Here is a 25364-nt window from a genome sequence, read left to right on the forward strand (position 1 = left end):
TGCTCCTTCTTGTTCCTCATGGCGACGGCGGGACCCGCGGCCCCGCCGGTCTTTTACCTAAGCAGCGGTTGACGATCAGTAAAGCACGACCGAGCGGATCGACTCGCCCGTGTGCATCAGTTCGAACCCCTTGTTGATGTCCTCAAGGGCCATGGTGTGGGTGATCATCGGGTCGATCTCGATCTTGCCCTGCATATACCAGTCGACGATCTGCGGCACATCGGTGCGCCCGCGCGCGCCGCCAAAGGCCGTGCCCTTCCAGACCCGGCCGGTGACCAGCTGGAACGGGCGGGTGCTGATCTCGGCCCCGGCGGGGGCCACGCCGATGATGATCGACTGGCCCCAGCCGCGATGCGTGCATTCCAGCGCGTCGCGCATCACCCGGACATTGCCGGTGGCGTCAAAGCTGTAATCGGCGCCACCGATCTGGTCGAAGGGGGTCTTCGTCAGGTTGACGATTTCCTGCACCACGTTGTCGCAATGCTTCGGATTGACGAAATGCGTCATGCCAAAACGCTCGGCCATGGGTTTCTTGTCGTCGTTCAGATCGACGCCGATGATCATGTCGGCGCCCGCCAGGCGCAGGCCCTGGATGACGTTGAGGCCGATGCCGCCGAGACCAAAGACCACGGCCTTGGCGCCGATTTCCACCCTGGCGGTGTTGATCACCGCGCCGATGCCGGTGGTGACGCCGCAGCCGATATAGCAGATCTTGTCGAAGGGCGCGTCCTCGCGCACCTTGGCCAGAGCGATCTCGGGCAGCACGGTAAAGTTCGAGAAGGTCGAGCAGCCCATGTAATGGTGGATCGGCGTGCCATCGAGCATCGAGAAGCGCGAGGTCCCGTCCGGCATCAGCCCCTGGCCCTGGGTGGCGCGGATCGCAGTGCAGAGATTGGTCTTGCGCGACAGGCAGGACGGGCATTGCCGGCATTCGGGGGTGTAAAGCGGGATCACGTGATCGCCGGGCTTCACGCTGGTCACGCCGGGGCCGACCTCGACCACCACGCCCGCGCCCTCATGGCCGAGGATGGCGGGGAAGATCCCTTCGGGGTCGTCGCCCGAGCGGGTGAATTCGTCGGTGTGGCAGATGCCGGTGGCCTTGATCTCGACCAGCACTTCGCCGGCCTTCGGGCCTTCGAGATTGACTTCCATGACCTCGAGCGGCTGGCCGGCGGCAAGCGCGACGGCGGCGCGGGTTTTCATGTCTTCCCTCCCCTGGATGACGGCATCAGGCGGGCATCATGCCCCGCGGCTGCGCCGCGGGCAAGCCGCGGTGGCGCTCAGGACTCGGGGCGGGTCACCAGCCAGGCACCGATGCCGGTGCAGACGCTGGCCTGCAGGACGATGATCAGCGGCGGCAGGCCCAGCCACAGCGCCCACAGGACGCCGCAAGCCATGGCCGCCACCGCCCAGACCTTGGCCTTGCGGCTGACCACGCCACGCCGGCGCCAGGCGCGGATCGGCGGGCCGAATGTCGGGTGGCGCATGATGCGCGCGCTGATGCGCGGCGAGGATTGCGCGAAGGCCCAGACCGCCAGCAGAAGGAAGGGCACCGTGGGCAGGACCGGCAGGAACGCCCCGATGAGGCCGATCGCCAGCGAGAACCAGCCCAGGGTCAACAGCAGGTAGCGCATCTATTCGGCCAGTTCGCGCAGGATGGCGTTCAGCACCGGGCGGCCGGTGGCGGTCGCCGCCAGCCGGTCGCCCTGGCGCGTGATCAGCCCAAGCCCCGCCAGATCGTCGATCCGCTGCCCGGGCAGCCTGGCGCCATGCGCCTGATAGCGGGAGATCTGCATGCCCTCGACCAGGCGCAGCGACATCAGCAGATATTCCAGCGCCCGGTCCGAAAGCGTCAGCAGTTCGCGCCCGCAATCGCCGCTGCCGCCGGTCTCGACCGCCTCGAGCCAGGCGCCGGGGGCGCGATGCGCCTCGCTGGCCCAGCGGCCCGTGGCCAGCGTCAGGCGGCCATGCGCGCCGGGGCCGACCGCCGCCCAGTCGCCCTGCCGCCAATAGAGCAGATTGTGCCGGCTTTCGGCGCCGGGGCGGGCATGGTTCGAGATCTCATAGGCCGGCAATCCGGCATGGGCGCAGATTTCCTGGGTATCCAGATACATGTCGGCCGACAGATCGTCGTCGGGCAGGCCCCTGAGGCCGCCCCTGGCGTGGCGGGCACCGAAGGCGGTGCCCGGCTCGATGGTCAGCTGATAGGCCGAGAGGTGATCGACCGCCATGGCAAGCGCCTGGCGCAGTTCCTGGCGCCAATGCGCGCGATCCTGATCCTGCCTTGCATAGATCAGATCGAAGCTGACGCGGGTGAAACAGTCGCGGGCGATGTCGAAGGCGGCGCGGGCGTCGGCGGCGGAATGCATGCGACCGAGGCGGCGCAGATCGTCGTCATTCAGTGCCTGCACCCCCATCGAGACGCGGTTCACCCCGGCCGCGGCATAGGCGCGCAAACGCCCGGTCTCGACGCTGGTGGGGTTGGCCTCGAGGGTGATCTCGATGTCATTGGCAAAGGACCAGGCGGCGCGGGCGGCCTCGATCACCCCGAAGACGGTCTCGGGGGCCATCAGGCTGGGTGTGCCGCCGCCAAGGAAGATGCTGTTCAGCACCCGTCCGGGCAGTTCCGCGCCAAGCCGCGCGATCTCGGTGCGATAGGCGGCCAGCCAGCGCTGCTGGTCGATCGCCGCCGCAACATGGCTGTTGAAATCGCAATAGGGGCATTTCGCGGCGCAGAACGGCCAATGGACATAAAGCCCGAAACCGCCCGCCCGCCAGTCCTCGGCGAGCGGTGGGGCAAGGGCGGTGGCAAGGGGCATGTCGGCTGTCATTCCCTGAACGCGGTGACTTCGATCTCGATCTTCATTTCGGGGCGGATGAGGCCTGCGACAACCATGGTCGCGGCGGGCAGCACGTCGCGCAGCGCCGTAGCCAGCACCGGCGCGATTTCATCGACCAGCGCCGCATCGATGACGGTATATTGCACCCGCACGATGTCGGCGGGCGCAAAGCCCGCCTGTTCCAACACGGCGAAGATGGTGGCAAAGGCGGCGCGCGCCTGATCGGCGGCGCTCTCGGGCATGCGCATACGGCCATAGTCATAGCCGGTGGTGCCCGAGACGAAGCACCACGGCCCCCTGACCAGCGCGCGGCTGTAGCCGAAGGCCGTCTCGAAGGGCGATCCGCCCGAGATCCTAGGCAAGCGCGCGCTCCAGCCCGGCAAAGGCGCGGGCGCGGTGGCTGATGGCGTTCTTTTCCGCGGCGCTCATCTCGGCATAGGTGCGCTCATGGTCATCGGGGATGAACATGGGGTCATAGCCGTGGCCCAGGGCACCGCGCGGTGGCCAGACCAGGCGGCCCGGGGCGACACCCTCGAAGATCTCTTCGTGGCCGTCGGGCCACATCAGCAGCAGCGTGGCGCGGAACTGCGCCAGGCGCGGCTCGGGGACATTGCGGGCGTCGAGTTCGTTCCAGGTGCGGGTCATCGCCTGCATGAAGTCGCGCCCCGAGGGGGTCTCGGCCCAGTCGGCGGTATGGACACCCGGCGCGCCGTCCAGCCCGTCGACGCAGATGCCGCTGTCATCGGCCAGCACCGGCAGGCCGGTGGCCTGCATGGCGGCGCGCGCCTTGATGCGGGCATTGCCGACGAAGCTTTGTTCGGTCTCGGCCGGCTCGGGCAGGCCCATTTCGCCGGCCGAGGTGACCTCGATGCCATGGGGCGCCAGCATGGCGCGGATCTCGTCCAGCTTGCCCCGGTTGTGGGTGGCGACCAGCAGCCGCCTTTCGCCGAACGTCCTCATGCGAGGGATTCCTCTTGCGCCCGCACCAGTTCCGCAATGCCGGTCTCGGCCAGGTCCAGCAGCTGGATCATCTCGGGGCGCGAGAAGGTGGCGCCCTCGGCCGACATCTGCACCTCGATCAGCCGCCCCGCCCCGGTCATGATGAAATTGCCGTCGGTGCCGGCCTCGCTGTCCTCGGCATAGTCCAGATCCAGCAGCGCCTGCCCGGCATAGATGCCGCAGGACACGGCGGCGACATGGTCGGTAATCGGATCCGAACCGATGATCCCGGCCTTGAGCAGCTTGTTCACCGCCAGGCGCAGCGCCACCCAGCCACCGGTGATCGCGGCGCAGCGGGTGCCGCCGTCGGCCTGGATCACGTCGCAGTCGATGACGATCTGGCGTTCCCCAAGGGCGCGGCGGTCGACGCCGGCGCGCAGGGCGCGGCCGATCAGGCGCTGGATCTCCTGGGTCCGGCCCGATTGCTTGCCCGCCGCCGCCTCGCGCCGGTTGCGCGAATTGGTGGCACGCGGCAACATGCCGTATTCCGCCGTCACCCAGCCCTGCCCCGAGCCCTTGAGGAATGGCGGCGCCTTCTCCTCGATCGTGGCCGCGCACAGCACGCGCGTGTCGCCGCAGGAAATCAGGCAGGACCCTTCGGCATGGCGCATGATGCCCGTTTCGATTGAAATCGGGCGCATATCACTTAAATTCCGGCCAGAGGGGCGCATCTGTCATTCCTTTCGGGGGTTCTTGCCGTCCAGATACAGGTTCACGCCCCCCGACCGCAACCCGAGAACGCCCCGACCCCAGTGCAATGTCCATGAACGCCCTGCTCTCCGATCTGAACGACCGCTCGCGCGAGGTGTTTCGCCGCGTGGTCGAATCCTATCTGGCAACCGGCGATCCGGTCGGCTCGCGCACACTGACCCGCGACATGAGCGAGCGGATCAGCGCCGCCACCATCCGCAACGTCATGCAGGATCTGGAACATCTGGGCCTGCTGGACCATCCGCATGTCTCGGCCGGGCGGCTGCCCACGCAGCTGGGGCTGCGCCTGTTCGTGGACGGGTTGATGGAGACCGGGCCGGTCTCGGCCAGCGACCGCGAGATGATCGCCGAGACCGTCAGCGACGAAAGCGGTGATACCGGCGCCATGCTGGACCGTGTCAGCACCGCGCTGTCGGCGCTGACCCATGGCGCCTCGCTGGTCTTGATGCCCAAGCAGGAGGCGCCCGTCCGTCACATCGAGTTTGTCAGCCTGGCCCCGGATCGCGGGCTGGTGGTGCTGGTCTTTGCCGATGGCCGGGTCGAGAACCGCGTGTTCACCCCGCCGCCCGGCCATACCGCCAGTTCCATGCGCGAGGCGGCGAATTTCCTCAACGCCTTTGCCGAGGGTCGAACCCTGACCGAGTTGCGCCGCGGCATCGTGCAGGAGGTCGAGGCCAGCCGGCAGCGGCTGGACCAGATCGCCGGCCAGATGATCGCCGCCGGGCTTGCCATGTGGGACAGCGAGGGCGCCGATGCCCGGCTGATCGTGCGCGGCCGCGCCAATCTGCTGGCGAACGAGTTGGCCGATCTCGATCGCATCCGCACGCTGTTCGACGATCTGGAACGCAAGCGCGACATCGCCGAATTCCTGGAACTGGCCGAAGAGGGCGAGGGCGTGCGCATCTTCATCGGGTCCGAAAACAAGCTTTTTTCACTTTCCGGTTCCTCTCTGGTCGTTTCGCCCTATATGAATGCCGACCGAAAGATTGTAGGTGCCGTCGGAGTCATCGGCCCCACGCGACTGAACTATGGCCGCGTCGTGCCGATCGTCGACTACACCGCGCAGCTTGTCGGCCGGATGATCTCTGGCCGGAAAGGATGAAGGACATGACGAAGGAAAACCTGGACGGCAGCCCTCTGGACGAGGATGTCATCGACCCGCTGGCCGATGAGAGCCCCCTGCCCGAGGTCGAGGCGCTGATCGCCGAGCGCGACGACTATCGCGACCGTTTCATGCGCGCCCTGGCCGATGCCGAGAACGCGCGCAAGCGCGCCGACCGGGAACGCCGTGACGCCGAGCAATATGGCGGCTCGCGCCTGGCCCGCGATCTGCTGCCGGTGCATGACGCCCTGAGCCGCGCCCTGGACGCCGCCGGCGACGAGCAGCGGCTTGCCGCTGCCGCGCTGATCGAGGGGGTCGAACTGACCCTGCGCGAGCTGAACAACATCTTTGCCAAGCATGGCATCCGGGTCATCACCCCGGACATGGGCGAGAAATTCGATCCGCAGCTGCACGAGGCGATGTTCGAGGCGCCGGTGCCCGGCACGATCGCCGGCACCATCATCCAGGTCATGGACAACGGCTTCATGCTGCATGACCGCCTGCTGCGCCCGGCCAAGGTTGGGGTGAGTTCCATGCCGGCCGCCTGACAGGACAGGCCACCAGATGACGAAACCCCGGGAGAACCCGGGGTTTTTTGTTTAAAATCAATTATTTATCTTTAGAGATCAGCTCTGGCCGGCAAGGATCTGGCAAAGCCTGTCGAGCTGTTCGAGGTCGCGATAGCTGACGACAAGCTGCCCGCCGTCATTGCCGGCGTGCCGGATCGAGACCTTCATCTTCAGATGCGCGGTCAGGTCGCCTTCCAGCGCGCGGGTGTCGGCATCCTTCTCGGGCTCGTGCTTGCGCGCAGCCCGCGCAGCCGTGCCTTCGGTCTGGCGGCGGACCATGTCTTCGGTCTCGCGCACGGAGAGGTTCTTTTCGATCACCTTGCGGGCCAGTTCGACGGCATTGGGCGCGGTGATCAGGGCCCTTGCGTGGCCGGCGGTCAGTTTGCCCTCCTTGAGCCAGGCCTGCACCTGTTCCGGCAGGTTCAGCAGCCGCAGCAGGTTGGCGATATGGCTGCGGCTTTTATTCAGGGCCTCGCCAAGCTTTTCCTGTGTATGGCCGAAGCGATCCATGAGCTGGCGATAGGAGGCTGCTTCCTCGATGGCGTTCAGATCGGCGCGCTGGATGTTCTCGACGATCGCGACTTCAAGCACCTCGGTGTCGCTGAGTTCGCGCACAATGACGGGAACCTCGTGCAATTGCGCGATCTGGGCCGCGCGCCAACGCCGTTCGCCGGCGACGATCTGGTAAAGCCCGCGATCGGTCGGATGCGGTCGGACGATCAGCGGTTGCAGCATGCCGCGGCTGCGCAACGAATCGGCCAGTTCCTGGAGCGCCTCGGGCACAAAGCTGCGTCGCGGCTGGTCCGGGTTGGGGGTGATCTGTTCGACCGGCAGGATCTGTCGTGGCGCCGGCCGATCCGACGGGATCAGATCCACATCCGCCATCAGGGCGGAAAGGCCGCGGCCGAGGCCGCGCTTTTCGAGTTTGCTTTCAGCCATGACGCCTCCTCAGACCGCGGCCAGATGTCGGGACAGAAATTCTTGTGCCAATTCGCGATAGGCGATGCTTCCCTTGGAATTCGGATCATATTGCAACACCGGCATGGCGTGTGACGGCGCCTCGGACAGGCGCACGTTGCGCGGAATGACCGTCTTGTAGACCAGATCGGACAGCGTGCTGCGTGCATCCGCCTCAACCTGCTGTGACAGATTGTTGCGATTGTCCGACATGGTCAGCAGAACCCCGTCGATGCGCAGATCCGGATTGGCGGTCTGGCGCACCTCGCGCACGGTCATCAACAGCTGCGACAGGCCTTCAAGCGCATAGAATTCGGCCTGCAAGGGAACCAGGACGCCATGCGCCGCGACCATGGCGTTGACGGTCAGCAGACCAAGCGCCGGCGGGCAGTCGATCAGGATGAAGTCGAAACCGGATGGCAGTGACAGCTTGCGCCGCAGCAGTTGGCTGCGGCCACTGCGACCGGAAAGTTCGAAATCTGCAGAAGCAAGATCACGGTTCGAGGGCACGACGCTGAGATTGGCAATCGGCGTCGCCCGCAGCACATCGGCCAATTGCTGTTCGCCGGCGAGCAGGTCGTAGGAGGTCAGTTCGCGCGCCTCGAGCGGCACACCCAGGCCGGTAGAAGCATTGCCCTGCGGATCTAGATCGATGACCACCACCTTCTGGCCGCGCTCGGCAAGCGCCGCACCAAGGTTGACCGCCGTCGTGGTCTTGCCCACACCACCCTTCTGGTTGGCGACCGCAATAATGCGCGTTTCATGCATGTTCTATTCCCGTGATCTCCAGAATTGTCGCTTCGGGATCCGTCGCGCTGGGATGATCCCTGAGGTGGAACCGCCACTCACGCCGCGCATCATCCACTTCCTTTTGCCAGTTGCGGCCCTTCATCAGCCATGCCGTGCCGCCGAAGGCCAGATGCCGCGTGACATATGACATGAGAAGCGGAAGCGGGGCAAGAGCGCGGGCACTGACATTCCCGACCCGTTGCGGCTGCGCATGTTCGATACGCTGACAAATGACGGTTGCATTGGGCAATTTCAGTTCGCGGATCACGCTGCGCAGGAACGCAGCCTTGCGTTGGTCGCTCTCCATCAGGCTGACCGAAAGATCGGATCGCAGGATTGCCAGCACGAGTCCGGGAAAGCCACCACCGCTACCGAGGTCAAGCCATGGCCCATCCGCAGCTCGGGCTAGTTCAGCCAGACGCCGGCTGTCGGCAATATGCCGGGTCTCGATCTCCTGCAGTGTGGATTTTGCGATCAGATTGATCGACGAATTCCATTTTCGCAGCAATTCGGCGTAGCTGTCCAGCAACTCTGTTTCACGTGAAACAGTCATCAGGCGCTGCGGCGTGACATAGAGCGAATAGCCGCCAGCAACAGCGTCAGTGCGGCCGGCGTCATGCCTTCTATCCCTGCTGCTGCAGCAAGGGTCGCCGGACGCTCCAGGGTCAGCTTGCTCTTCAACTCACTCGACAGGCCAGAGAGCGTGTCGTAGTCGAAATCCGGCGGCAGGCTCGTCGCCTCCTCCTTCCGCAACATCTCGGCGTCGCGACTCTGGCGTTCCGTGTACTGAGCATAAAGCGCGTCGATGGCGACCTGCTGGGCCGCGCCTGCGTCGAAACTGGAAAACTCCGGATCAATTTCCACAATCCGCTGCAGAGAGATGTCTTGCTGCCCCAACAGTGCGAAAATGCTGCGGCGAACGCCGTCCTGACGAACCTCTATGCCCGCTTTGGCGAGAGTCGACGGCGTGAAGCTGACGCGCTCAGCATGTTGCCGCGCCGCGCCATAGCGGATCATTTTTTCAGTATGGGCTACCCTACGCTCCGGTCCTATACAGCCAAGTTCCAGTCCCAGCGGCGTCAGGCGTTGGTCGGCATTATCCGCGCGCAGGGACAGACGAAACTCGGCCCGAGAGGTGAACATGCGATAGGGCTCGCTGACGCCGCGGGTCACCAGATCGTCGATCATCACGCCAATATAGCTTTGTGAGCGGCTGAAATGCTGGGCCGGTCGTCCCTGCGCCCGCAGTGCCGCATTCAATCCGGCCACCAGGCCTTGGGCGGCAGCCTCCTCATAACCGGTGGTCCCGTTGATCTGCCCCGCAAGAAATAGCCCTGCCACCGCCTTGGTTTCCAGCGCCGGCGTCAATGCGCGCGGATCTACATAGTCATATTCAACCGCATAACCTGGCTGGGCAATCTCGGCCTCCTGCAGCCCGACGATCGAACGCACATAAAGGCGCTGGATGTCTTCCGGCAGAGAAGTCGAAATGCCGTTGGGATAGACAAGATTAGCATCCAGGCCTTCAGGCTCCAGAAAGATCTGATGCGAGATCTTGTTACCGAACCGCACCACCTTGTCCTCGATGGACGGGCAATAGCGCGGACCACGTCCCGCGATCTGGCCGCCATACATCGCGGACCTGGAGAGATTGTCACGAATCAGATCATGCGTCGCCTGGTTCGTATGGGTGATTGCACATGTGACCTGCGGCACCGTCGGACTATTGCTGAGGTAAGACAGCATGACCGGCGTCTCATCCCCGGCCTGCTGTTCCAGTTGATCCCAGTCGATGCTGGCCCGATGCAAGCGCGGCGGCGTTCCGGTCTTGAGCCGTCCCAGCGGCAGGTTCAGCGGCCGCAGCGATTGCGCCAATTGCGATGATGCCGCATTGCCCCAGCGGCCAGCGGCCCGTGTGACATCGCCAATGTGGATTCGGCCGTTCAGGAATGTCCCGGTAGTCAGGACGACTTGCGCCGAACGCAGTTCGTCGCCATTCGCAAGTCGAAGTCCGGTGACGCCGGCCGCATCCCGCTGCAGATCCACCGCCTCTCCAAGGATGATGGTCACTCCGGGCTGATCTTGCACGATTCTTTGTGCCGCGGCCCGATAGAGCCGCCGATCGGCTTGCGCACGCGGCCCTTGAACCGCCGGCCCCTTTCGCCGGTTCAGCAGGCGATACTGAATGCCGGCGGCATCGGCGATTCGGCCCATGGCCCCGTCCAATGCGTCAACTTCGCGCACCAGATGCCCCTTGCCAAGGCCGCCAATGGCCGGGTTGCACGACATGGTGCCGATGTCGTCCGCAGACATGGTCAGAAGCGCCGTTTCCGCGCCCATACGGGCCGCCGCCAGCGCGGCTTCGACTCCGGCATGCCCGCCGCCGATCACGATGACATCGAATTGTTTCACGTGAAACCCTACTTCCCGATACAGAACGAGCTGAAGATCTCGTCCAGATAGTCCTCTGCCCCGACCCTGCCAATCATCGCCGCCAGATCCTGCATGGCCTGACGCAGCGCTTCTGCCAGAAACTCGGGCGGTGCGCCGCGATCAAACAAAAGCGCTGCATTCGCGCGCTGCAGCGCCTCAGCTTGCCGCCTGTGTCCAACCAGCCCCAAGCCCGCCGCCCTGTTGCGCAAGCGATCATAGACCAGGTCGAGAAGCTCGGCGACTCCTTTTCCGGTCCGTGCCGAGATCGCCAGCCCCGCAGCCTCGTTCAGATCGGCCTTTGAACGCACCTGCAGATCATCGTCGCGAAGCCCGTGGGCAGCTTCTCCGTCGCTGGACAGATGGATGCGCAGGTCCGCCTGTTCGGCGCGTTGCCGGGCACGCGCGATACCCATGGCCTCGATCGGATCGGAACTGTCCCGCAGACCGGCGGTATCCAGGAAGGTCACCGGCAGGCCGCGCAGGTCGGTGCGCAGTTCCAGGATGTCCCGCGTGGTTCCAGGTAACTCAGACACCAGCGCAATCTCGCGCTGTCCGATCTGGTTCAGCAGCGTCGATTTTCCGGCGTTCGGCGGTCCGATGATCGCAACCTCATAGCCATGCAGCAGCCGCTCTGTCGCAGGATAGCTGGTCAGCATGCCTGCCAGTTCGGCCTGCACCCGTGCGATCAGGTCGAAGACCTCATCTGGCACATCCTCTGGCACATCCTCATCGGCAAAATCGATGCTCACCTCGACCAGAGCGGCCGCCCGGATCAGGTCTGCCCGCAGCGCCTCGACCTTGCGGCCAAGCTCCCCGTCCGCAACCCGCATGGCCAGCTTGCGCTGCGCTTCGGTTTCGGCGGCGAGCAGATCAGCCAGACCCTCCGCCTCGGCCAGGTCGATGCGGCCGTTCAGAAAGGCACGGCGGGTGAACTCTCCGGCCTCGGCGCGCCGCAGCCCACGGACGAGCAGCGCTTTCGCCAGACGTTCGGCGATGATTGGCGCCCCGTGCAGATGCAGTTCCGCCACCTCTTCGCCGGTGAAACTGTGCCCATCCTCAAAGCGGATCACCAGGGCATGGTCGATCAGATCCTCGCCATCCCGCAAGGCGCGCAGACTCGCGCGCCGCGGGACCTCGACACGACCGGCAAGGGATTCAAGCGCAGCTCGCGCCTCGGGTCCACTCAGTCGAACGACACAAACGCCTCCGCGTCCCGGAGGCGTCGCCACGGCAAAGATCGTGTCCACCACATCCTCCGCGCCGTCAGGCGTTCATCGAATCAAAGAACTCGCCATTCGTCTTGGTCTGTTTCAGCTTCGAGATCAGGAATTCGATGGCATCCGTGGTTCCCATCGGATTCAGGATGCGCCGCAGCAGGTAAGTTTTCTGCAAGTCCTTGGATTGCACCAACAATTCTTCCTTGCGCGTGCCGGACTTCAGGATGTCCATGGCCGGGAATACGCGCTTGTCGGCCACCTTGCGATCCAGGACGATCTCGCTGTTTCCGGTGCCCTTGAACTCCTCAAAGATCACCTCATCCATGCGCGAGCCGGTGTCGATCAGCGCCGTGGCGATGATGGTCAGCGAACCGCCCTCCTCGATATTGCGCGCGGCACCAAAGAAGCGCTTCGGCCGCTGCAGGGCATTGGCATCGACACCACCCGTCAGAACTTTGCCCGAGCTAGGCACCACAGTATTGAATGCCCTACCAAGCCTTGTGATCGAATCCAAAAGGATCACAACATCTCGTTTGTGTTCAACCAGCCGCTTGGCTTTCTCGATGACCATTTCCGATACCGCGACATGGCGGCTGGCCGGTTCGTCAAAGGTCGAGGAGATCACCTCGCCCTTCACCGAGCGCTGCATGTCGGTGACCTCTTCCGGCCGCTCGTCGATCAGCAGCACGATCAGATAGCATTCGGGATGATTCTTCTCGATCGAATGCGCGATGTTCTGCAGCAGCACCGTCTTGCCGGTGCGCGGCGGCGCCACAATCAGCGAACGCTGTCCCTTGCCAATCGGCGCCACCAGATCGATGATCCGTGCCGAGCGGTCCTTGATCGTCGGATCCTCGATCTCCATCTTCAGCCGCTCGTTCGGGTAAAGCGGCGTCAAGTTGTCGAAGGCCACCTTGTGCCGCGCCCGGTCGGGGTCCTCGAAATTGATCCGCTCGACGCGGGTCAGCGCGAAATAGCGCTCGTTCTCGCCCGGCCCGCGGATGACGCCCTCGACGGTATCGCCCGTGCGCAGCGAATGCTGCCGGATCATGTCGGGACTTACGTAGATGTCGTCGGGGCCGGGCAGATAGTTCGCCTCGGGCGAGCGCAGGAAGCCGAAACCGTCCTGGACCACCTCAAGCACGCCATCGCCGCCGATCTCATAGCCTTCCTCGGCATGTTCCTTCAGCAGCGAGAACATCATCTCGCCCTTGCGCATGGTCGAGGCATTCTCGACCTCCCATTCCTCGGCCATGGCCAGCAGATCAGCCGGGCTCTTGGCCTTCAGATCGGAAAGGTTCAGGCGTTCTTCGGTCATGTCAGGCCCATGGCTGCGGCGCCCGAGAGGTTTCTGAGCGCGCAATGAATTCGTCAGGAAGGAATCCACCGGACGGCGGATGCGGCGGACATAGGAAGATTCCGCCCACGAGTCAATTCTCAGAACTTCACGATCACCGAAAGCACGATGATCACCATGAGCAGCGTCGGCAGTTCGTTCATCACTCGGTAGCGCCGCCCGCTCAGACCGCGGCCGGCCAGCAGTTCCTTGCGCTGCACGGCCAGCCAGAAATGAAACCAGGTCATGGCGAGGATGGCCGCAGCCTTGCACCAGGGCCAAAGCATCGACCAGTCGATGATACCCGGCGTCAGCACCAGCGCCAGCCCCGCGATCCAGCTGGCGACCATGGCCGGGCGCATGATCATCATCAGCAGCTTCTGTTCCATGATCCTGAACGATTCCACCGGCTCTGGGCCGATCCCCGCGCGTTCCGCGTGATAGACAAACAGCCTGGGCAGATAGAACAGTCCGGCCATCCAGGAAATCACCGCCATGACATGCAGCGATTTCATCCAAGGGTAAGCCAGCGCGAGGAAATCGGTCATCAGGCACCTCCGCCTCCTCATTACTTAAAAGAAAAGAGAAAGATAAAGGATGATGTTGTTGTGGTAGGGCCTGTGGATGATGGGAAAACCCTGTTTCATGGCGCCATTCCCCAGGTTGAACCGGTTGGGGAAGAAAATGCCAGCAGCCGTTCTTCGCCAGAAAACCTGTTCTAAAACAAATATCTGGAAGAAACCTACCTGTGGATAAGTTTGTGAGAACTTTTCTTTTCCACAGCATGTGAATGCTTTGCGCAAACTTCTCGACATGTGGGAAACCGGGCGCGACTCAGGCTCGCTGCCAGGCTGGAAACGCACCGGAATCGGGCCGCCCCGATCTGTCCACATCCTGCGCCCGCCGAGTCGCGCCCTGTTTTCCACAAACGTCTGTGGATGATGTGCCCAACCCTTGAAGCTCGACCGCCAGCCATGCCCGGTCCTGCCGCCAGCGCATCAGCCGCAGCCATTGCGCGGCAAGCGGGCGGTGACTATGGATTGCGCATGATCTCGCAAAAGACGAAATACGCGATCAAGGCGCTGATGGTCCTGGCCGATGAGCAGGCGGCGGGAGGTGGCGCCCTGACCATCGAGGAGATCGCCCAGCGTTCAGGCGCCCCCAAGCGCTTTCTCGAACATATCATGCTGGATCTGCGCAAGATGGGTCATGTCGACTCTCGCCGCGGCCGGTCGGGCGGCTACGCTCTGGTCAGGCGCCCCGCCGAGATCTCGATTGGTGCGCTGCTGCGCCAGGTGGACGGGCCGATCGCGCCGCTGCCCTGCCTCTCGCGCCATTCCTACCAGCCCTGCGAGGACTGCCGCGAAGGCGAGGCCGACTGTCGCCTGCGCCGCATGTTCGGGCAGCTGTTCTGGTCCTATCTGCTGCTTGTCGAATCGCTGACGCTCGAGGATGTGCTGGCCCGGGGCGGGCTTCCCGATCCGGGTCAGGGCTAAGTCCTGCCTGCGCGCGACCGCTTGACCCGGCCCGCCCGCTCATAGCAGTTCTGGTGCAGATCGTCAGCTTGCAGGTTCCGGCCATGACCGACAGCCCCTCCGCCGCGCCCAAAGACACCCCGCTGGCCGGGGTGCTTGGCTGGCCCGTGGCACATTCCCGCTCACCCCGCCTGCACGGGCACTGGCTGCGGCGCCATGGCATCGCCGGCCATTACGTCCCCCTGCCCGTCGCCCCCGAACATCTGGCCGAGGTGCTGCGCGCCATGCCGCGCATGGGCTTTGTCGGCGCCAATGTCACCATTCCCCACAAGCAGGCGGTGCTGGCGCTGGCCGATGTCGTCACCGAACGCGCGGCGCGGATCGGGGCGGCCAATACCCTGGTCTTTCAAGCGGATGGCCGCATCCATGCCGACAATACCGACGGGCACGGCTTCATCGCCAATCTTCGCCAGCAGGCACCGGGTTGGGCGCCGGAACGCGGGCCGGCGGCGCTGATCGGCGCGGGGGGCGCGGCGCGGGCGGTGGTTGTCGCGCTGCTCGAGGCGGGGGTGCCGGAACTGCGCATCGCTAACCGCACCCGCCTGCGCGCCGAACAGCTCTGCCGCGAATTCGGTGCCCGCGTCGTGGTCCATGACTGGGCGCAGGCCGACAGCATGCTTGGCGGCGCGCTGACCGTGGTCAATGCCACCTCGATGGGCATGGATGGCAGCCCGGCGGTGCCCCTGTCGCTTGCGGCGCTGGCGCCGGGCGCGCTGGTCACCGACCTTGTCTATACGCCGTTGATGACGCCCTTCCTGATCGCGGCCGCGGCGCGTGGCTGCCAGGTCGTCGACGGGCTCGGCATGCTGCTGCATCAGGCGGCGCCGGGTTTCGAGCGCTGGTTCGGCCAGCGCCCCGAGGTCGACGACGAGTTGCGCCGCGCGGTGCTGGCATGAGCTTCCTGCTCGGCCTGACCGGCAGCGTCGGCATGGGCAAGTCGACCGCCGCCGCCATGTTCCGTGAGCTGGGCCATCCGGTCTGGGACGCGGATGAGGCCGTGCACCGGCTCTATGCCGCGGGTGGCGCGGCGGTGGCGCCGGTCGCCGCGGCCTTTCCCGGGGTGCTGCATGACGGCGGCATCGACCGCGCCCGGCTGCGCGGCGCGCTGGCCGGGGACCCGGCGGCCTATGCCCGGCTCGAGGCCATCGTGCATCCGCTGGTGGCCGCCGATCGCCAGGCCTTCATTGCCGCGCGACCCAAGGCGCCGATCCTGGTCCTCGACATCCCCCTGCTTTACGAAACCGGGGCCGAGGCGGGCATGGACGGCGTGGCGGTGGTCTCGGCCCCGGCCGGGTTGCAGCGTGCCCGCGTCATGGCCCGGCCCGGCATGACCGAGGAAAATTTCCGCCTGATTCTGGCGCGGCAGATGCCGGATGCCGACAAACGGGCGCGGGCGGACTGGGTGATCCCCTCGCAGACCATGGCCGGCGCGCGTGCGGCGATCATGGACATCTGCGCCCGGATCATGGCAGAAAACCCCGATGCGTGAGATCGTCCTCGACACCGAGACCACCGGCTTTGACCCCGATACCGGCGACCGCATCGTCGAGATCGGCGCGCTCGAGCTGCAAAACCATCTGCCCACCGGCCAGAGCTTCCATGTCTATCTGAACCCGGAACGCCCGATGCCGCAGGAGGCCTTCGAGGTACATGGGCTGGGCGACGATTTCCTGCGCGACAAGCCGAAATTCGCCGAGGTGGCAGATCGCTTCATCGCCTTCATCGGCGATGCGCGGCTGGTCATCCACAATGCGCAATTCGACATGAAATTCCTCAATGCCGAGCTCAGGCGCTGCGGCAAGGCGGTGATGCCGGCGGCGCGCGCCATCGACACGCTGGAGATTGCCCGCAGCCAGTTTCCCGGGGCGCAGAACTCGCTCGACGCGCTCTGCCGGCGCTTTCGCATCGACAATTCCAACCGCACGCTGCATGGCGCGCTTCTGGACAGCGAACTTCTGGCCGAGGTCTATCTGGCGCTGCGCGGCGGCCGCCAGCCGGGGCTGGTGCTGGAAAGCACCGGGCCGGGGGCGGCTGCCGCGGGTGAGGCCGGACCCCGGGCACCGCGCGGACCGCGTCCGCGCCCGCTGGCGCCGCGCCTCACCGCGGCCGAGGCCGCGGCCCATGCCGCCATGGTCGAGAAACTGGGCGAAAAGGCGCTATGGCTGCGCTATGACATGACGGACAGGCCCTGACGGAACCGCGCAAGGCGCGGCAGGGGATGGCAGCGGGCAGGAGGGCGCGACGGTGATCAGCGGCTGGTGGCAGTTCGTGATGGCGATCTTCGAGAGGATGGACAAGATCCACCTCGGCCTGATTGCCGCGGGTGTCGCCTTCTACGCCATGTTCGCGGTGTTTCCGGGCCTTGCGGCGCTTTTCGCGCTCTGGGGCCTCTGGCTGGACCCGCAGATGATCGAGCAATATGTCCATGCCGCCGACGACTTCATCCCGACCAGCGCCGCCGAGATCATCTATGGCCAGATCGGGCCGCTGGTCGCGGCCGGGCGCACGCAGCTCGGTTGGACCACCGGGGTTTCCTTCGTCGTCGCCACCGTCGCGGCGCGGGCCGGGGTGGACGGGCTGGTGCGCGGGCTGAACGCCGCCTATGGCGTGCGTTCGCATTCGACGCTGACCGGGTTCCTGCTGGCCTATGTGCTGACGCTGGTGATCGTCGGTGTGGTGGCACTGGGGCTGGCGACGATCGTGCTGGTGCCGCTGGCCTTCAACTTCCTGCCCGACGTGCCGATGCGCGAGTGGCTGATCGGCGCCACGCCATGGATGACGATCTTCGTCATCGTGCTCGTGGTGATCGGCATCCTCTACCGCTATGGCCCGAACGTGAAGACGCCGCGCACGGCGATCTTCACCTGGGGGTCGATCTTTGCCGCCCTGGCCTGGGCGGTGGCCTCCTGGGGTTTTTCCGCCTATCTGGCCAGCTTCAACAGCTACAACCGCATCTACGGCTCGATCGGCGCGGTGATCGCGCTGCTCATGTGGTTCTGGCTGGGCGGGTTTTCGGTGATGCTCGGGGCGCTGATCAACCTGGAACTGGCGCGGCGCCGGCGTTTCCTGGCGGCGCGCAAGACGCGTGCCGCGGCGCGCGGCAGCGAACCGGCGGATGGGGGCGGCGCCTGATCAGTGCTGCGCCCCCGGCCGCGCCGCCGAGGTCAGAACCGGCCGCGGCGGCACCGTCCCCTCGCGCCTGGACAGGTTCTGCACGGCAAAGCGCAGGCGCAGCAGGAACCGCCCGGCGCCAGCCTCCTGGGTGAATTCGGCCTCAAGCTGGGCGACAAAGGCCTCGATCAGCTGGCTGCCCAGCCCGGTGCTTTCGGCCGGGCCGTGGATTCCGGTCGAATTCTCGATCTCGAACAGGGCCCGGCGGGGACCGTCGGGGGCCAGCACGACCCGGACCCAGGGCTGGGCGCCGGGCTCGGGGGTGCCGGCATATTTCAGCGCATTGGTGAAGGCCTCGGTGGCCAGCAGCGTCAGCGGCACCGCCTGGTCGGGCATCAGCACCAAGGGCGCCAGCCGCGTCTCGATGCGCAGGCCGGCGCCGGGCCCGACCCCGGCATTGGCCATCTGGTTCACGATGTCGCCGATCAGCCGGTCGGCCTGCACGGAATCCAGGTGCTCGGCCTGGTAGAGGTTGCGATAGATCAGCGCCAGCGACGCCACCCGGTCCTGCACCGAACGCAGCACCCGGCGCGCATCCTCGTCGCCGATCACCCGGATCTGCATGTTCAGGATCGAGGCGATCAGCTGCAGGTTGTTCTTGACCCGGTGGTGCACCTCTTTCAGCAGCACGGTCTTTTCATTCACCGCGGCCTCCATCGCCTCCTCGTCGCGGATCAGGATGCGCGCCATGTTGTGGAAGGTCTGGCTGACATCGGCGATCTCGGCCGGGGCATCCTCAAGCACCGGCGGCGGCATCGAGCGGTCGCCGATGGCAAAGCGGCGCATCTGCCCGCGCAATTCGCGGATATGGCGCAGCACCAGGCGGAACACCGCGAAATAGGCCACCACCAGCGAGGCCGCCCACAGCAGCAGCGGCAAGAGCAGCGCCGTGCGCCGGGTGATGTCTATGCCGGCGATGCCGGATTCGGCGCGGTTCCACGACCCCAGCGCATAGACCAGCCCCGGCACCACCGGCACGACGCTGAACACCCGCCGCTCGCCCGAATTGGCATAGTCGCTGAAGGTGGTCTCGCTGCGCGCCAGCAGCGCGGTCAGCGTCTTGTCGCGCGGCAGAAGCTGCGCGATCTCGTCCGGATCGCGGTCGTCCTCGAGGTCCGAGGAGATCACCTCGCCATGGTTGTTGAAGGTCAGGATGCGCGCGCCCTCGGTCCCCAGGCCCGCAAGATGCGTCTCGCGCAGCAGCTCATAGGACACCGAGACCGAGATGAAGCCCAGCAGTTCCGCCCCGCGATACAGCGGCTGGATGACCTCGACCGCCGATCTGCCCTCGGGCGGCGCCTTCTGGCTGGTGGTGACCAGCGTGCCGGGGCTGGCGATGAAGCGTTGGAACGCCGGGTCCTGGCTGAGGTCATGCACGCCCCGGACCGACGAGCATTCCGTCACCCCGTCCAGCCGGGTGAACCCCGCATGCACGAAATTTGCCGTGCGCTGCACCAGGCTGCGCATGATGTCGGAACAGGCCTGCGGCCGGTCCATGGTCTCCAGCACCGTCGGTCCCAGCGCGTCGGCGGTGCCAAGCGCGCTTTGCAGCAGCGCGCGCTCGCCGGCAGCGGCGGTCGCGGTGCGCCCCAGAAGCGCGATCTCGGCCGAGCGTTCGTATTCGCGCGACAGGTGCAGGGTCTGGATGACCGAGATCAGGCCGATGGGCAGGATCGCCACCGACAGCAGGGCGGCCAGCCGGAACCCCAGCCCCCGGGTGAACTCAAGCCCCTCCAGATAGCGGCGCAGCAGCAAGGTCGCCGGCCCTCAGCGCAGGACCGGCGTGTTCTGCGCCATGACCGCCAGGGTGGTGGCGTCGGTGATCTCGACCTCCTCGCCGGCCTCGAGCTGCAGCAGCTCGGCCAGGCGGCGCCGGCCGCGATTGGCGCGCGACTTGACGGTGCCGACCGCGACCCCGGTCATCGCCGCCGCCTCCTCATAGGAAAAGCCCGAGGCACCGACCAGGATCAGCGCCTCGCGCTGTTCGTCGGCCAGTTTCGCAAAGGCGACGCGGAAATCGTTCAGCGCCAGGCGGCCGTCATGGTCGGGCCGCGTCGCCTGGCGGGCGGCATGGATGCCGTCGCTGTCATTGACCTCGCGTCGGGTGCGGCGGCGGGCGGAATAGAAGGTGTTGCGCAGGATGGTGAACAGCCAGGCGCGCAGATTGGTGCCGGGCTGGAACTTGTCGATATGCGTCCAGGCCTTGACGATGGTATCCTGCACCAGATCGTCGGCCGAGGCCCCCTCGCGCGTCAGGGACAGCGCGAAGGCGCGCAGCGCCGGCAGGTGCTGGACCAGCTCGTCGCGCGGATCGGACGGGCGGGCGGCTTGCGCGCCCTGCGCCTGTTTGCGATCGCTCATGCGCTCACTCCTGCTCGCGCAGCCTGGCAAGCAATTCAAGGAAACGGGCAGGAATTTCCTGTGACCTGTCCTGATCATAGGCGCGGCGCAGGTTCTCGTCGATCTGTTTCTCGATGGCGCCCTGCGGGCGCTCTTCGCGCTTGGTGCTCATTTATTGTTTATTCCCGAGAAACTTGTGTCCACCCGGTGCAACAGCTAGGTATCCGTTCAGGTTCCGACGACCGACATCTTTTCTCGAGGTAGCCATGGCCGCAGCCGATCTTGCCCAGTCCATCAGCCGCGAGCTGCCCTTTCTGCGCCGTTACGCCCGCGCCCTGACCGGCAGCCAGACCGCCGGGGACAATTACGCCGCCGCCACGCTCGAGGCGATCCTGGGCGACCGCGGCCTGATGGCGGGCGGCGACAGCCGCATCGCGCTTTACCGTACCTTCCACGCCATCTGGCAAAGCTCGGGCCAGCCGGTCGATCCTGCGGCGCCCACCCCGCGCGAGGCCCGCGCCCAGGCGCATCTGCGCGGGCTGACGCCGAACTCGCGCGAGGCGCTGCTCTTGCGCACCATCGAGGAACTGCGCTTCGACCAGATCGCCGAGATCATGCAATGCCCGCCCGCCGAGGCCGAGGAACTGGTCGCCATCGCGCTGGCCGAGATGTCGCGGGCGCTGTGCGGCAAGGTCATGGTGATCGAGGACGAGACCATCATCGCCATGGATCTCAAGGGCATCGTGCAGGCCATGGGCCATGAGGTGACCGGCATCGCCCGCACCCATGCCGCCGCCGTCGACCTGGCGCGCCAGAGCCGGCCCGATCTGATCCTTGCCGACATCCAGCTTGCCGACGGCTCCTCGGGCATCGACGCGGTGAACGAACTGCTGGCCGAGCTGGGCGAGCTGCCGGTGATCTTCGTCACCGCCTTCCCCGAGCGGCTCTTGACCGGCGACCGGCCCGAGCCGGCCTTCCTGATCTCCAAGCCCTATGCCGAGGAACAGGTGCGCTCGGCGGTAAGCCAGGCGATGTTCTTTGCCTCGACCGAGGGGCTGGACCCGCTCTGAGCCGGCTCAGGGCAGCTGCGCCACCTCACGGCGCGCCTGTGCATATTCCGCCGCCAGCCGCGCCACCAGCTGCGCGGTCGGCACCTGGGCACGGACCGCGCCGATGCCCTGGCCCGCGCCCCAGATCTGGCTCCAGGCCTTGGCCTTGGCGAAATCCATCGCCGCGGCATCGCCCGGCTCCAGATGCGCCGGGTCCAGGCCGGCCCTGCGGATCGAGGGCGCAAGGTAATTGCCCGAGACGCCGGTGAACAGCGACGAGGTGACGATGTCCTCGGCGCCGCATTCGACGATCATGCGCTTGTAATCGGACTGGGCATTGGCCTCGTCGGTGGCGATGAACGGGCTGCCGACATAGGCCAGATCCGCGCCCATGACCTGTGCCGCCAGCACGGCGCGGCCGGTGGCGATCGCCCCCGACAATAGCAGCGGTCCGTGAAACCAGGCGCGGATCTCCTGGAGCAGGGCAAAGGGTGACTGCGGCCCGGCATGGCCGCCGGCGCCGGCCGCCACCGCGATCAGCCCGTCGGCGCCCTTGGCGATGGCCTTGCGGGCAAAGCTGTCGGTGATCACGTCATGCAGCGCCAGGGCGCCGCAGTCATGGGCGGCGGCATTCACCTCGGGGCGGGCGCCAAGGCTGGTGATCCAGATCGGTACGCGGTGGCGGTGGCAGATCTCGATGTCGCGCTCGAGCCGGGTGTTCGAACGGTGCACGATCTGGTTCACCGCAAAGGGCGCCGCCGGCAGGTCCGGATTGGCCTGGTTGTGGCGGTCAAGTTCCTCGGCGATACGGGTCAGCCAGCGCTCCAGCAGCGGCGGCTCGCCCGGCTTCTCGCGCGCGTTCAGCGCCGGAAAGCTGCCGACGATGCCGGCCTTGCATTGCGCGATCACCAGCTCCGGCCCCGAGACGATGAACATGGGCGAGGTCACGACGGGAATGCGCAGATGCGCGAGGATCGGGGGCAGCATGGAAACCTCGTGTCAGGTGCTGCCCCCCTTTTGCGCGCCCCCGGCGGCGATTGCCAAGCCTGCCGTGGCGTCGGCGCTCAGAAGGGCAGCGGATGCAGGCGGTGCAGCCTGTCGATCTGCGCCAGCGCCTCGCCGGACAGGCGCAGTTCCAACGCCGCCAGCAGATGCGCAAGCTGTGCCAGATCGGTGGCGCCCAGGATCGGGATGCTGGCGAAGGGGCGCTGGCGCACAAAGGCGATGGCCATGTGGATCGGGTCATGGCCCAGATCGCCGGCCAGCCGGTGCCAGGCGGCGACCGCGGCATCGGCGCGCGGCGTGTGCCGCCCGCCCAGATCGCCCGGCCCGCCGCTGTCGCGGTCCACCGCCATGCGGCTGCCCGCCGGGCGCGCGCCGTCGCGGTATTTGCCCGTCAACAGCCCGGCGGCCAGCGGCGAATAGGCCAGCAGCGTCACCGCCTCGTTCACCGCCAGTTCCGCCAGGTCGGTGTCGAAGGCGCGGTGCAGCGGCGAATATTCGTTCTGGATGCTGACCATGCGCGGCGCACCCAGGCGCCCGGCCAGGTCCAGCCAGCGCAGCGTGCCCCAGGCCGATTCGTTCGACAGGCCGACGGCGCGGATCTTGCCGGCCTGCCGCGCGCGCGCCAGCGCCGCCAGCACGTCCTCGAAATGCGCCAGCGTCGCGTCGCGATCCTGCCCCGACGGATCATAACGCCAGTTCTGGCGAAAGGCATAGCTGCCGCGCAGCGGCCAGTGCAGCTGATAAAGGTCGATGCAGTCGCAGCGCAGGCGGCGCAGCGAATCGTCGATCGCCTGCCCGAGGCTGGCGCCGTCAAAACCCTCGCGCCGGACCTTGTCGCTGGGGCCGGTGACCTTGGTGGCGATCTGCACGCGGTCGCGGCCGCCGCGGGCGGCAAGCCAGGCGCCGATGATCGATTCGGTCAAGCCGACGGTCTCGCGCCGGATCGGGTTCACCGGATAGACCTCGGCGGTGTCGATCAGGGTGATGCCGGCCTCCAGCGCCCGGTCCAGCTGGGCATGGGCACTTGCGGCCGGGGTCTGGTTGCCGAAGGTCATCGTGCCCAGGCTGACCGCGCTGACCTCGGGGCCGCTGCCGCCCAGTCTGATCCTCTCCATGCCTTCCCCCATGCCGATTGCGGCGAAAAACCCGCAGCTATGCCGAAACCCGCCCCGGCACAAGCCGCAGGCGGCGTTCGGCTTGTGCTTTCGCGGCAACTGTGCTGCTAGCGGGGTAGCCGGCGCGACCGCGGCGGTGACCGAGCCACGGAAAGCGCCGATGACCGCCGATTATGACGCCCTTGCCCGCAGCATCCGCAGCCTGACCCAGGGAGAGACGGACGAGATCGCGCTGATGGCGACGCTCGCCTGCGAGATCCACCATGCCGACGCCCGTTTCGACTGGACGGGGTTCTACCGGGTGACCGCGCCCGGGGTGCTGAAGATCGGCCCCTATCAGGGCGGGCACGGCTGCCTGGTGATCCCCTTTGCGCGCGGTGTCTGCGGTGCCGCGGCCCGCACGCGCGAGGTCCAGCTGGTTCCCGATGTGAACGCCTTTCCCGGCCATATCGCCTGCGCCTCGTCGACGCGCTCGGAACTGGTGATCCCGGTCATCGGCGCCGGCGGGCGGCTGATCGGGGTGCTGGACATCGACAGCAACCGCCCCGACGCCTTCCGCCCCGAGGACGCGATCCGGCTGCAGGCCATCCTTGACGCCACATTCGCCGGGGTCTGAACCCGCCGCCCGTTGACGCCGCGCCGCCGCCGGCCGATATGCGGCGGGAACGGGGGTGCGCGATGATCTGGGACACGCTGGCGAGTTTTCCGGCCGGGGAACTGGGCGCCTTCATGGCCGGGGCGCTGGTCCTGAACTTTGCGCCGGGGCAGGACGTGTTCTTTGCCTCGGCCTGCGGCATCCAGGGCGGGCCGCGGGCCGGGGCGCTGGCCGGGTTCGGCGTCGGCCTGGGGGTAGTCTGCCATGTGCTGATGGCGACGCTGGGCCTGGGCGCGCTGGTCGCTGCCTGGCCGGGGGCGCTGGCGGCGGTGAAATACGCCGGCGCCGCCTATCTGCTGATCCTTGCCTGGAAAAGCTGGCGCGCGCCCGCGACCGCACCCGGCGCCCGCGCCGCCCGCAGCGCCTGGAACATCATCCGCCGCGGCGCGCTCTCGAACCTGTTGAACCCCAAGCCGGTGCTGTTCCTGTTGGCCTTCCTGCCGCAGTTCACCCGCGCCGCCTATGGCCCGGTCTGGCAGCAGTTCCTGGGGCTGGGGCTGATGTTCGCGCTGTCGGGGACGCTGGTCACCATGGGCTATGGCCTGGCGGCGGGCCATGCCGGCCAGGTGCTGGGCCGGCGCCTGACCATCGTCAACCGCATCGCGGCGCTGATGTTTGCCGGACTGGCGCTGCGCCTGGTGTGGAAATGAGCTTTGTCTACCAGCCCACCGCCGAACAGCCGCAGGTGATCCATGCCGATCACGAATTGCTGGTGGTCGCCAAGCCGGCCGGGCTGCTGTCGGTGCCCGGCCGCGGCGAGGACCGCGCCGACTGCCTGATCGCGCGGCTGCGCGCCGCCTTTCCGACCGTGCTGCTGGTGCACCGGCTGGACCTGGACACCTCGGGGGTGATGGTCTTTGCCCTGACCGCGCATGCGCAGCGCCACCTGTCCCGGCAGTTTGAGGACCGGCGCACGAAAAAGACCTATGTCGCCAGGCTCTGGGGCCGGCTGGCGCCGGTGACGGGCCGGGTGGACCTGCCGCTGGCCGTGGACTGGCCGAACCGGCCGCGCCAGATCGTCGATCACCAGAACGGTCGTCCGGCCCAGACCGACTGGCGGGTGATCCGGGCCGGCGGTGACGAGACCCGGGTGCGGCTGATGCCGGTCACCGGGCGCAGCCACCAGCTGCGCGTGCACATGGCCTCGCTCGGCCATCCGATCCTGGGCGATCCGCTTTATGCCTCGGGCGCGGCGGCGGATTTTCCGCGCCTGATGCTGCATGCCGAAAGCCTGCGCTTCAAGCACCCCGAGACCGGGATCATGCAAAGCTGGTCGGCCCCCGTCCCGTTCTGATCGCATGGAACCCTGACCCCGCCGCCGGTGTTTGCCCGCAGGGGATGCACTGGGGATGCCAGCAGGGGGCAACGGCCATGGCCGCATTCACGCTGAGCCGGCGCTGCGCCATGGCGCATGGCCTCTTGCCGGCGCTGCGCTCTGTGGGCCTGGTCCCGGTGGGTGGGCGTTTGAGTAACACGTTGTTATCCTGATGGCGGTTATCGGCATTCGACGTAATGGTTGCGCGGCCTTATTCTGAACCTGT

The 25364-nt window shown here is 66.6% G+C and carries 29 protein-coding genes; 11 read left to right on the forward strand and 18 right to left on the reverse strand.

The features are described from left to right. Positions 1–75: 75 nt before the first annotated feature. The 6 genes from WMK75_RS10145 to rph form a co-directional block, all read right to left on the reverse strand. Positions 76–1203: an S-(hydroxymethyl)glutathione dehydrogenase/class III alcohol dehydrogenase gene (locus WMK75_RS10145; RefSeq protein WP_347267560.1), complete on the reverse strand. Its 1128-nt coding sequence runs from the start codon at positions 1201–1203 to the stop codon at positions 76–78. A 77-nt stretch (positions 1204–1280) separates the two neighbouring features. Further along, a complete protein-coding gene (locus WMK75_RS10150) occupies positions 1281–1634 on the reverse strand; it encodes a YbaN family protein (protein WP_347267561.1) in 354 nt (117 codons plus the stop codon). After that, on the reverse strand, positions 1635–2819 hold the full coding sequence (gene hemW, locus WMK75_RS10155) for a radical SAM family heme chaperone HemW (RefSeq protein ID WP_347267562.1): 1185 nt from the start codon (positions 2817–2819) through the stop codon (positions 1635–1637). Positions 2820–2827: 8 nt separating this feature from the next. Next, positions 2828–3202, reverse strand: coding sequence for a RidA family protein (locus WMK75_RS10160; protein ID WP_347267563.1), 375 nt, complete (start codon positions 3200–3202; stop codon positions 2828–2830). Further along, entirely contained in the window at positions 3195–3800 is a 606-nt protein-coding gene (gene rdgB, locus WMK75_RS10165; RefSeq protein ID WP_347267564.1) for an RdgB/HAM1 family non-canonical purine NTP pyrophosphatase, read from the reverse strand. Before rdgB ends, WMK75_RS10160 begins: the two co-directional genes overlap by 8 nt. Then, entirely contained in the window at positions 3797–4510 is a 714-nt protein-coding gene (rph, locus tag WMK75_RS10170; protein ID WP_347267565.1) for a ribonuclease PH, read from the reverse strand. Before rph ends, rdgB begins: the two co-directional genes overlap by 4 nt. A gap of 86 nt (positions 4511–4596) precedes the next feature. On the opposite strand from rph, the gene hrcA reads away from it, so the two are divergent. Together hrcA and WMK75_RS10180 are read left to right on the forward strand one after the other, a co-directional pair. After that, positions 4597–5652 (forward strand): heat-inducible transcriptional repressor HrcA, encoded by a 1056-nt coding sequence (gene hrcA, locus WMK75_RS10175; protein WP_347267566.1) that lies wholly within the window; start codon positions 4597–4599, stop codon positions 5650–5652. Continuing rightward, positions 5649–6200 (forward strand): nucleotide exchange factor GrpE, encoded by a 552-nt coding sequence (locus WMK75_RS10180; RefSeq protein ID WP_347267567.1) that lies wholly within the window; start codon positions 5649–5651, stop codon positions 6198–6200. The genes hrcA and WMK75_RS10180 overlap by 4 nt, the downstream gene beginning before the upstream one ends. Positions 6201–6278: 78 nt before the next feature. Here the strand turns inward: WMK75_RS10180 and WMK75_RS10185 are convergent, their stop codons facing one another. The 7 genes from WMK75_RS10185 to WMK75_RS10215 all read right to left on the reverse strand — a co-directional run bounded on the left by WMK75_RS10185 (position 6279) and on the right by WMK75_RS10215 (position 13501). Continuing rightward, positions 6279–7160 (reverse strand): ParB/RepB/Spo0J family partition protein, encoded by an 882-nt coding sequence (locus tag WMK75_RS10185; protein ID WP_347267568.1) that lies wholly within the window; start codon positions 7158–7160, stop codon positions 6279–6281. 9 nt (positions 7161–7169) lie between these two features. Continuing rightward, on the reverse strand, positions 7170–7946 hold the full coding sequence (locus WMK75_RS10190) for a ParA family protein (protein ID WP_347267569.1): 777 nt from the start codon (positions 7944–7946) through the stop codon (positions 7170–7172). Further along, positions 7939–8520, reverse strand: a complete 582-nt coding sequence (gene rsmG, locus WMK75_RS10195) for a 16S rRNA (guanine(527)-N(7))-methyltransferase RsmG (protein ID WP_347267570.1) — start codon at positions 8518–8520, stop codon at positions 7939–7941. Before rsmG ends, WMK75_RS10190 begins: the two co-directional genes overlap by 8 nt. After that, positions 8520–10379 (reverse strand): tRNA uridine-5-carboxymethylaminomethyl(34) synthesis enzyme MnmG, encoded by a 1860-nt coding sequence (mnmG, locus tag WMK75_RS10200; protein WP_347267571.1) that lies wholly within the window; start codon positions 10377–10379, stop codon positions 8520–8522. Before mnmG ends, rsmG begins: the two co-directional genes overlap by 1 nt. A gap of 8 nt (positions 10380–10387) precedes the next feature. Then, complete coding sequence (mnmE, locus tag WMK75_RS10205; RefSeq protein WP_347267572.1) at positions 10388–11647, reverse strand: tRNA uridine-5-carboxymethylaminomethyl(34) synthesis GTPase MnmE; 1260 nt, start codon at positions 11645–11647, stop codon at positions 10388–10390. A gap of 16 nt (positions 11648–11663) precedes the next feature. Then, entirely contained in the window at positions 11664–12935 is a 1272-nt protein-coding gene (gene rho, locus WMK75_RS10210; RefSeq protein WP_347267573.1) for a transcription termination factor Rho, read from the reverse strand. 119 nt (positions 12936–13054) lie between these two features. Beyond that, positions 13055–13501, reverse strand: a complete 447-nt coding sequence (locus WMK75_RS10215; protein WP_347267574.1) for a CopD family protein — start codon at positions 13499–13501, stop codon at positions 13055–13057. Between the two features lie 498 nt (positions 13502–13999). On the opposite strand from WMK75_RS10215, the gene WMK75_RS10220 reads away from it, so the two are divergent. From WMK75_RS10220 to WMK75_RS10240, 5 genes are all read left to right on the forward strand, one after another. Continuing rightward, positions 14000–14449: an Rrf2 family transcriptional regulator gene (locus WMK75_RS10220; RefSeq protein WP_347267575.1), complete on the forward strand. Its 450-nt coding sequence runs from the start codon at positions 14000–14002 to the stop codon at positions 14447–14449. A gap of 83 nt (positions 14450–14532) precedes the next feature. Beyond that, positions 14533–15384, forward strand: a complete 852-nt coding sequence (locus WMK75_RS10225; protein ID WP_347267576.1) for a shikimate dehydrogenase — start codon at positions 14533–14535, stop codon at positions 15382–15384. After that, complete coding sequence (gene coaE / locus WMK75_RS10230; protein WP_347267577.1) at positions 15381–15977, forward strand: dephospho-CoA kinase; 597 nt, start codon at positions 15381–15383, stop codon at positions 15975–15977. Before WMK75_RS10225 ends, coaE begins: the two co-directional genes overlap by 4 nt. Beyond that, positions 15970–16680, forward strand: a complete 711-nt coding sequence (gene dnaQ, locus WMK75_RS10235) for a DNA polymerase III subunit epsilon (RefSeq protein ID WP_347267578.1) — start codon at positions 15970–15972, stop codon at positions 16678–16680. The genes coaE and dnaQ overlap by 8 nt, the downstream gene beginning before the upstream one ends. A gap of 52 nt (positions 16681–16732) precedes the next feature. Beyond that, positions 16733–17620 carry a YihY/virulence factor BrkB family protein gene (locus WMK75_RS10240; protein WP_347267579.1) on the forward strand — a complete coding sequence of 296 codons (888 nt, stop codon included), beginning with the start codon at positions 16733–16735 and terminating at the stop codon, positions 17618–17620. Here WMK75_RS10240 and WMK75_RS10245 read toward each other — a convergent pair whose 3' ends face one another. The 3 genes from WMK75_RS10245 to WMK75_RS10255 are packed head-to-tail and all read right to left on the reverse strand — an operon-like array spanning position 17621 to position 20171. Further along, complete coding sequence (locus tag WMK75_RS10245; protein WP_347267580.1) at positions 17621–19414, reverse strand: histidine kinase dimerization/phosphoacceptor domain -containing protein; 1794 nt, start codon at positions 19412–19414, stop codon at positions 17621–17623. 12 nt (positions 19415–19426) lie between these two features. Continuing rightward, positions 19427–20020, reverse strand: coding sequence for an RNA polymerase sigma factor (locus WMK75_RS10250; RefSeq protein ID WP_347267581.1), 594 nt, complete (start codon positions 20018–20020; stop codon positions 19427–19429). A gap of 4 nt (positions 20021–20024) precedes the next feature. Further along, a complete protein-coding gene (locus tag WMK75_RS10255; protein WP_347267582.1) occupies positions 20025–20171 on the reverse strand; it encodes a NepR family anti-sigma factor in 147 nt (48 codons plus the stop codon). A 94-nt stretch (positions 20172–20265) separates the two neighbouring features. Between WMK75_RS10255 and WMK75_RS10260 the strand changes: the two genes are divergently transcribed. Continuing rightward, on the forward strand, positions 20266–21069 hold the full coding sequence (locus WMK75_RS10260) for a response regulator (RefSeq protein WP_347267583.1): 804 nt from the start codon (positions 20266–20268) through the stop codon (positions 21067–21069). A 6-nt stretch (positions 21070–21075) separates the two neighbouring features. Here the strand turns inward: WMK75_RS10260 and WMK75_RS10265 are convergent, their stop codons facing one another. Continuing rightward, entirely contained in the window at positions 21076–22035 is a 960-nt protein-coding gene (locus WMK75_RS10265) for a nitronate monooxygenase family protein (protein WP_347267584.1), read from the reverse strand. A gap of 77 nt (positions 22036–22112) precedes the next feature. Beyond that, a complete protein-coding gene (locus WMK75_RS10270) occupies positions 22113–23168 on the reverse strand; it encodes an aldo/keto reductase (RefSeq protein WP_347267585.1) in 1056 nt (351 codons plus the stop codon). A gap of 160 nt (positions 23169–23328) precedes the next feature. Here WMK75_RS10270 and WMK75_RS10275 point away from each other — a divergent pair, with 160 nt between their 5' ends. The 3 genes from WMK75_RS10275 to WMK75_RS10285 all read left to right on the forward strand — a co-directional run bounded on the left by WMK75_RS10275 (position 23329) and on the right by WMK75_RS10285 (position 25117). Then, positions 23329–23784: a GAF domain-containing protein gene (locus WMK75_RS10275; protein ID WP_347267586.1), complete on the forward strand. Its 456-nt coding sequence runs from the start codon at positions 23329–23331 to the stop codon at positions 23782–23784. Between the two features lie 62 nt (positions 23785–23846). Further along, positions 23847–24473, forward strand: coding sequence for a LysE family translocator (locus WMK75_RS10280; RefSeq protein WP_347267587.1), 627 nt, complete (start codon positions 23847–23849; stop codon positions 24471–24473). After that, complete coding sequence (locus WMK75_RS10285; RefSeq protein ID WP_347267588.1) at positions 24470–25117, forward strand: pseudouridine synthase; 648 nt, start codon at positions 24470–24472, stop codon at positions 25115–25117. The genes WMK75_RS10280 and WMK75_RS10285 overlap by 4 nt, the downstream gene beginning before the upstream one ends. The last annotated feature ends 247 nt before the right edge of the window (positions 25118–25364 follow it).

This window comes from Paracoccus sp. (in: a-proteobacteria) (genome assembly GCF_039808215.1).
Lineage (GTDB): Bacteria > Pseudomonadota > Alphaproteobacteria > Rhodobacterales > Rhodobacteraceae > Paracoccus.

What these genes read in the sequence shown, in the direction of transcription:
- rph (WP_347267565.1), bottom strand. Translation starts at nt 4,510, where the DNA reads ATGCGCCCCTCTGGCCGGAATTTAAGTGATATGCGCCCGATTTCAATC.
- WMK75_RS10180 (WP_347267567.1), top strand. Translation starts at nt 5,649, where the DNA reads ATGAAGGACATGACGAAGGAAAACCTGGACGGCAGCCCTCTGGACGAG.
- WMK75_RS10255 (WP_347267582.1), bottom strand. Translation starts at nt 20,171, where the DNA reads ATGAGCACCAAGCGCGAAGAGCGCCCGCAGGGCGCCATCGAGAAACAG.
- WMK75_RS10215 (WP_347267574.1), bottom strand. Translation starts at nt 13,501, where the DNA reads ATGACCGATTTCCTCGCGCTGGCTTACCCTTGGATGAAATCGCTGCAT.
- WMK75_RS10250 (WP_347267581.1), bottom strand. Translation starts at nt 20,020, where the DNA reads ATGAGCGATCGCAAACAGGCGCAGGGCGCGCAAGCCGCCCGCCCGTCC.
- rsmG (WP_347267570.1), bottom strand. Translation starts at nt 8,520, where the DNA reads ATGACTGTTTCACGTGAAACAGAGTTGCTGGACAGCTACGCCGAATTG.
- WMK75_RS10265 (WP_347267584.1), bottom strand. Translation starts at nt 22,035, where the DNA reads ATGCTGCCCCCGATCCTCGCGCATCTGCGCATTCCCGTCGTGACCTCG.
- WMK75_RS10280 (WP_347267587.1), top strand. Translation starts at nt 23,847, where the DNA reads ATGATCTGGGACACGCTGGCGAGTTTTCCGGCCGGGGAACTGGGCGCC.
- WMK75_RS10285 (WP_347267588.1), top strand. Translation starts at nt 24,470, where the DNA reads ATGAGCTTTGTCTACCAGCCCACCGCCGAACAGCCGCAGGTGATCCAT.
- coaE (WP_347267577.1), top strand. Translation starts at nt 15,381, where the DNA reads ATGAGCTTCCTGCTCGGCCTGACCGGCAGCGTCGGCATGGGCAAGTCG.
- WMK75_RS10145 (WP_347267560.1), bottom strand. Translation starts at nt 1,203, where the DNA reads ATGAAAACCCGCGCCGCCGTCGCGCTTGCCGCCGGCCAGCCGCTCGAG.
- rho (WP_347267573.1), bottom strand. Translation starts at nt 12,935, where the DNA reads ATGACCGAAGAACGCCTGAACCTTTCCGATCTGAAGGCCAAGAGCCCG.
- WMK75_RS10270 (WP_347267585.1), bottom strand. Translation starts at nt 23,168, where the DNA reads ATGGAGAGGATCAGACTGGGCGGCAGCGGCCCCGAGGTCAGCGCGGTC.
- WMK75_RS10275 (WP_347267586.1), top strand. Translation starts at nt 23,329, where the DNA reads ATGACCGCCGATTATGACGCCCTTGCCCGCAGCATCCGCAGCCTGACC.
- hemW (WP_347267562.1), bottom strand. Translation starts at nt 2,819, where the DNA reads ATGCCCCTTGCCACCGCCCTTGCCCCACCGCTCGCCGAGGACTGGCGG.
- rdgB (WP_347267564.1), bottom strand. Translation starts at nt 3,800, where the DNA reads ATGAGGACGTTCGGCGAAAGGCGGCTGCTGGTCGCCACCCACAACCGG.
- WMK75_RS10190 (WP_347267569.1), bottom strand. Translation starts at nt 7,946, where the DNA reads ATGCATGAAACGCGCATTATTGCGGTCGCCAACCAGAAGGGTGGTGTG.
- WMK75_RS10260 (WP_347267583.1), top strand. Translation starts at nt 20,266, where the DNA reads ATGGCCGCAGCCGATCTTGCCCAGTCCATCAGCCGCGAGCTGCCCTTT.
- WMK75_RS10150 (WP_347267561.1), bottom strand. Translation starts at nt 1,634, where the DNA reads ATGCGCTACCTGCTGTTGACCCTGGGCTGGTTCTCGCTGGCGATCGGC.
- dnaQ (WP_347267578.1), top strand. Translation starts at nt 15,970, where the DNA reads ATGCGTGAGATCGTCCTCGACACCGAGACCACCGGCTTTGACCCCGAT.
- WMK75_RS10225 (WP_347267576.1), top strand. Translation starts at nt 14,533, where the DNA reads ATGACCGACAGCCCCTCCGCCGCGCCCAAAGACACCCCGCTGGCCGGG.
- WMK75_RS10185 (WP_347267568.1), bottom strand. Translation starts at nt 7,160, where the DNA reads ATGGCTGAAAGCAAACTCGAAAAGCGCGGCCTCGGCCGCGGCCTTTCC.
- hrcA (WP_347267566.1), top strand. Translation starts at nt 4,597, where the DNA reads ATGTCCATGAACGCCCTGCTCTCCGATCTGAACGACCGCTCGCGCGAG.
- WMK75_RS10220 (WP_347267575.1), top strand. Translation starts at nt 14,000, where the DNA reads ATGATCTCGCAAAAGACGAAATACGCGATCAAGGCGCTGATGGTCCTG.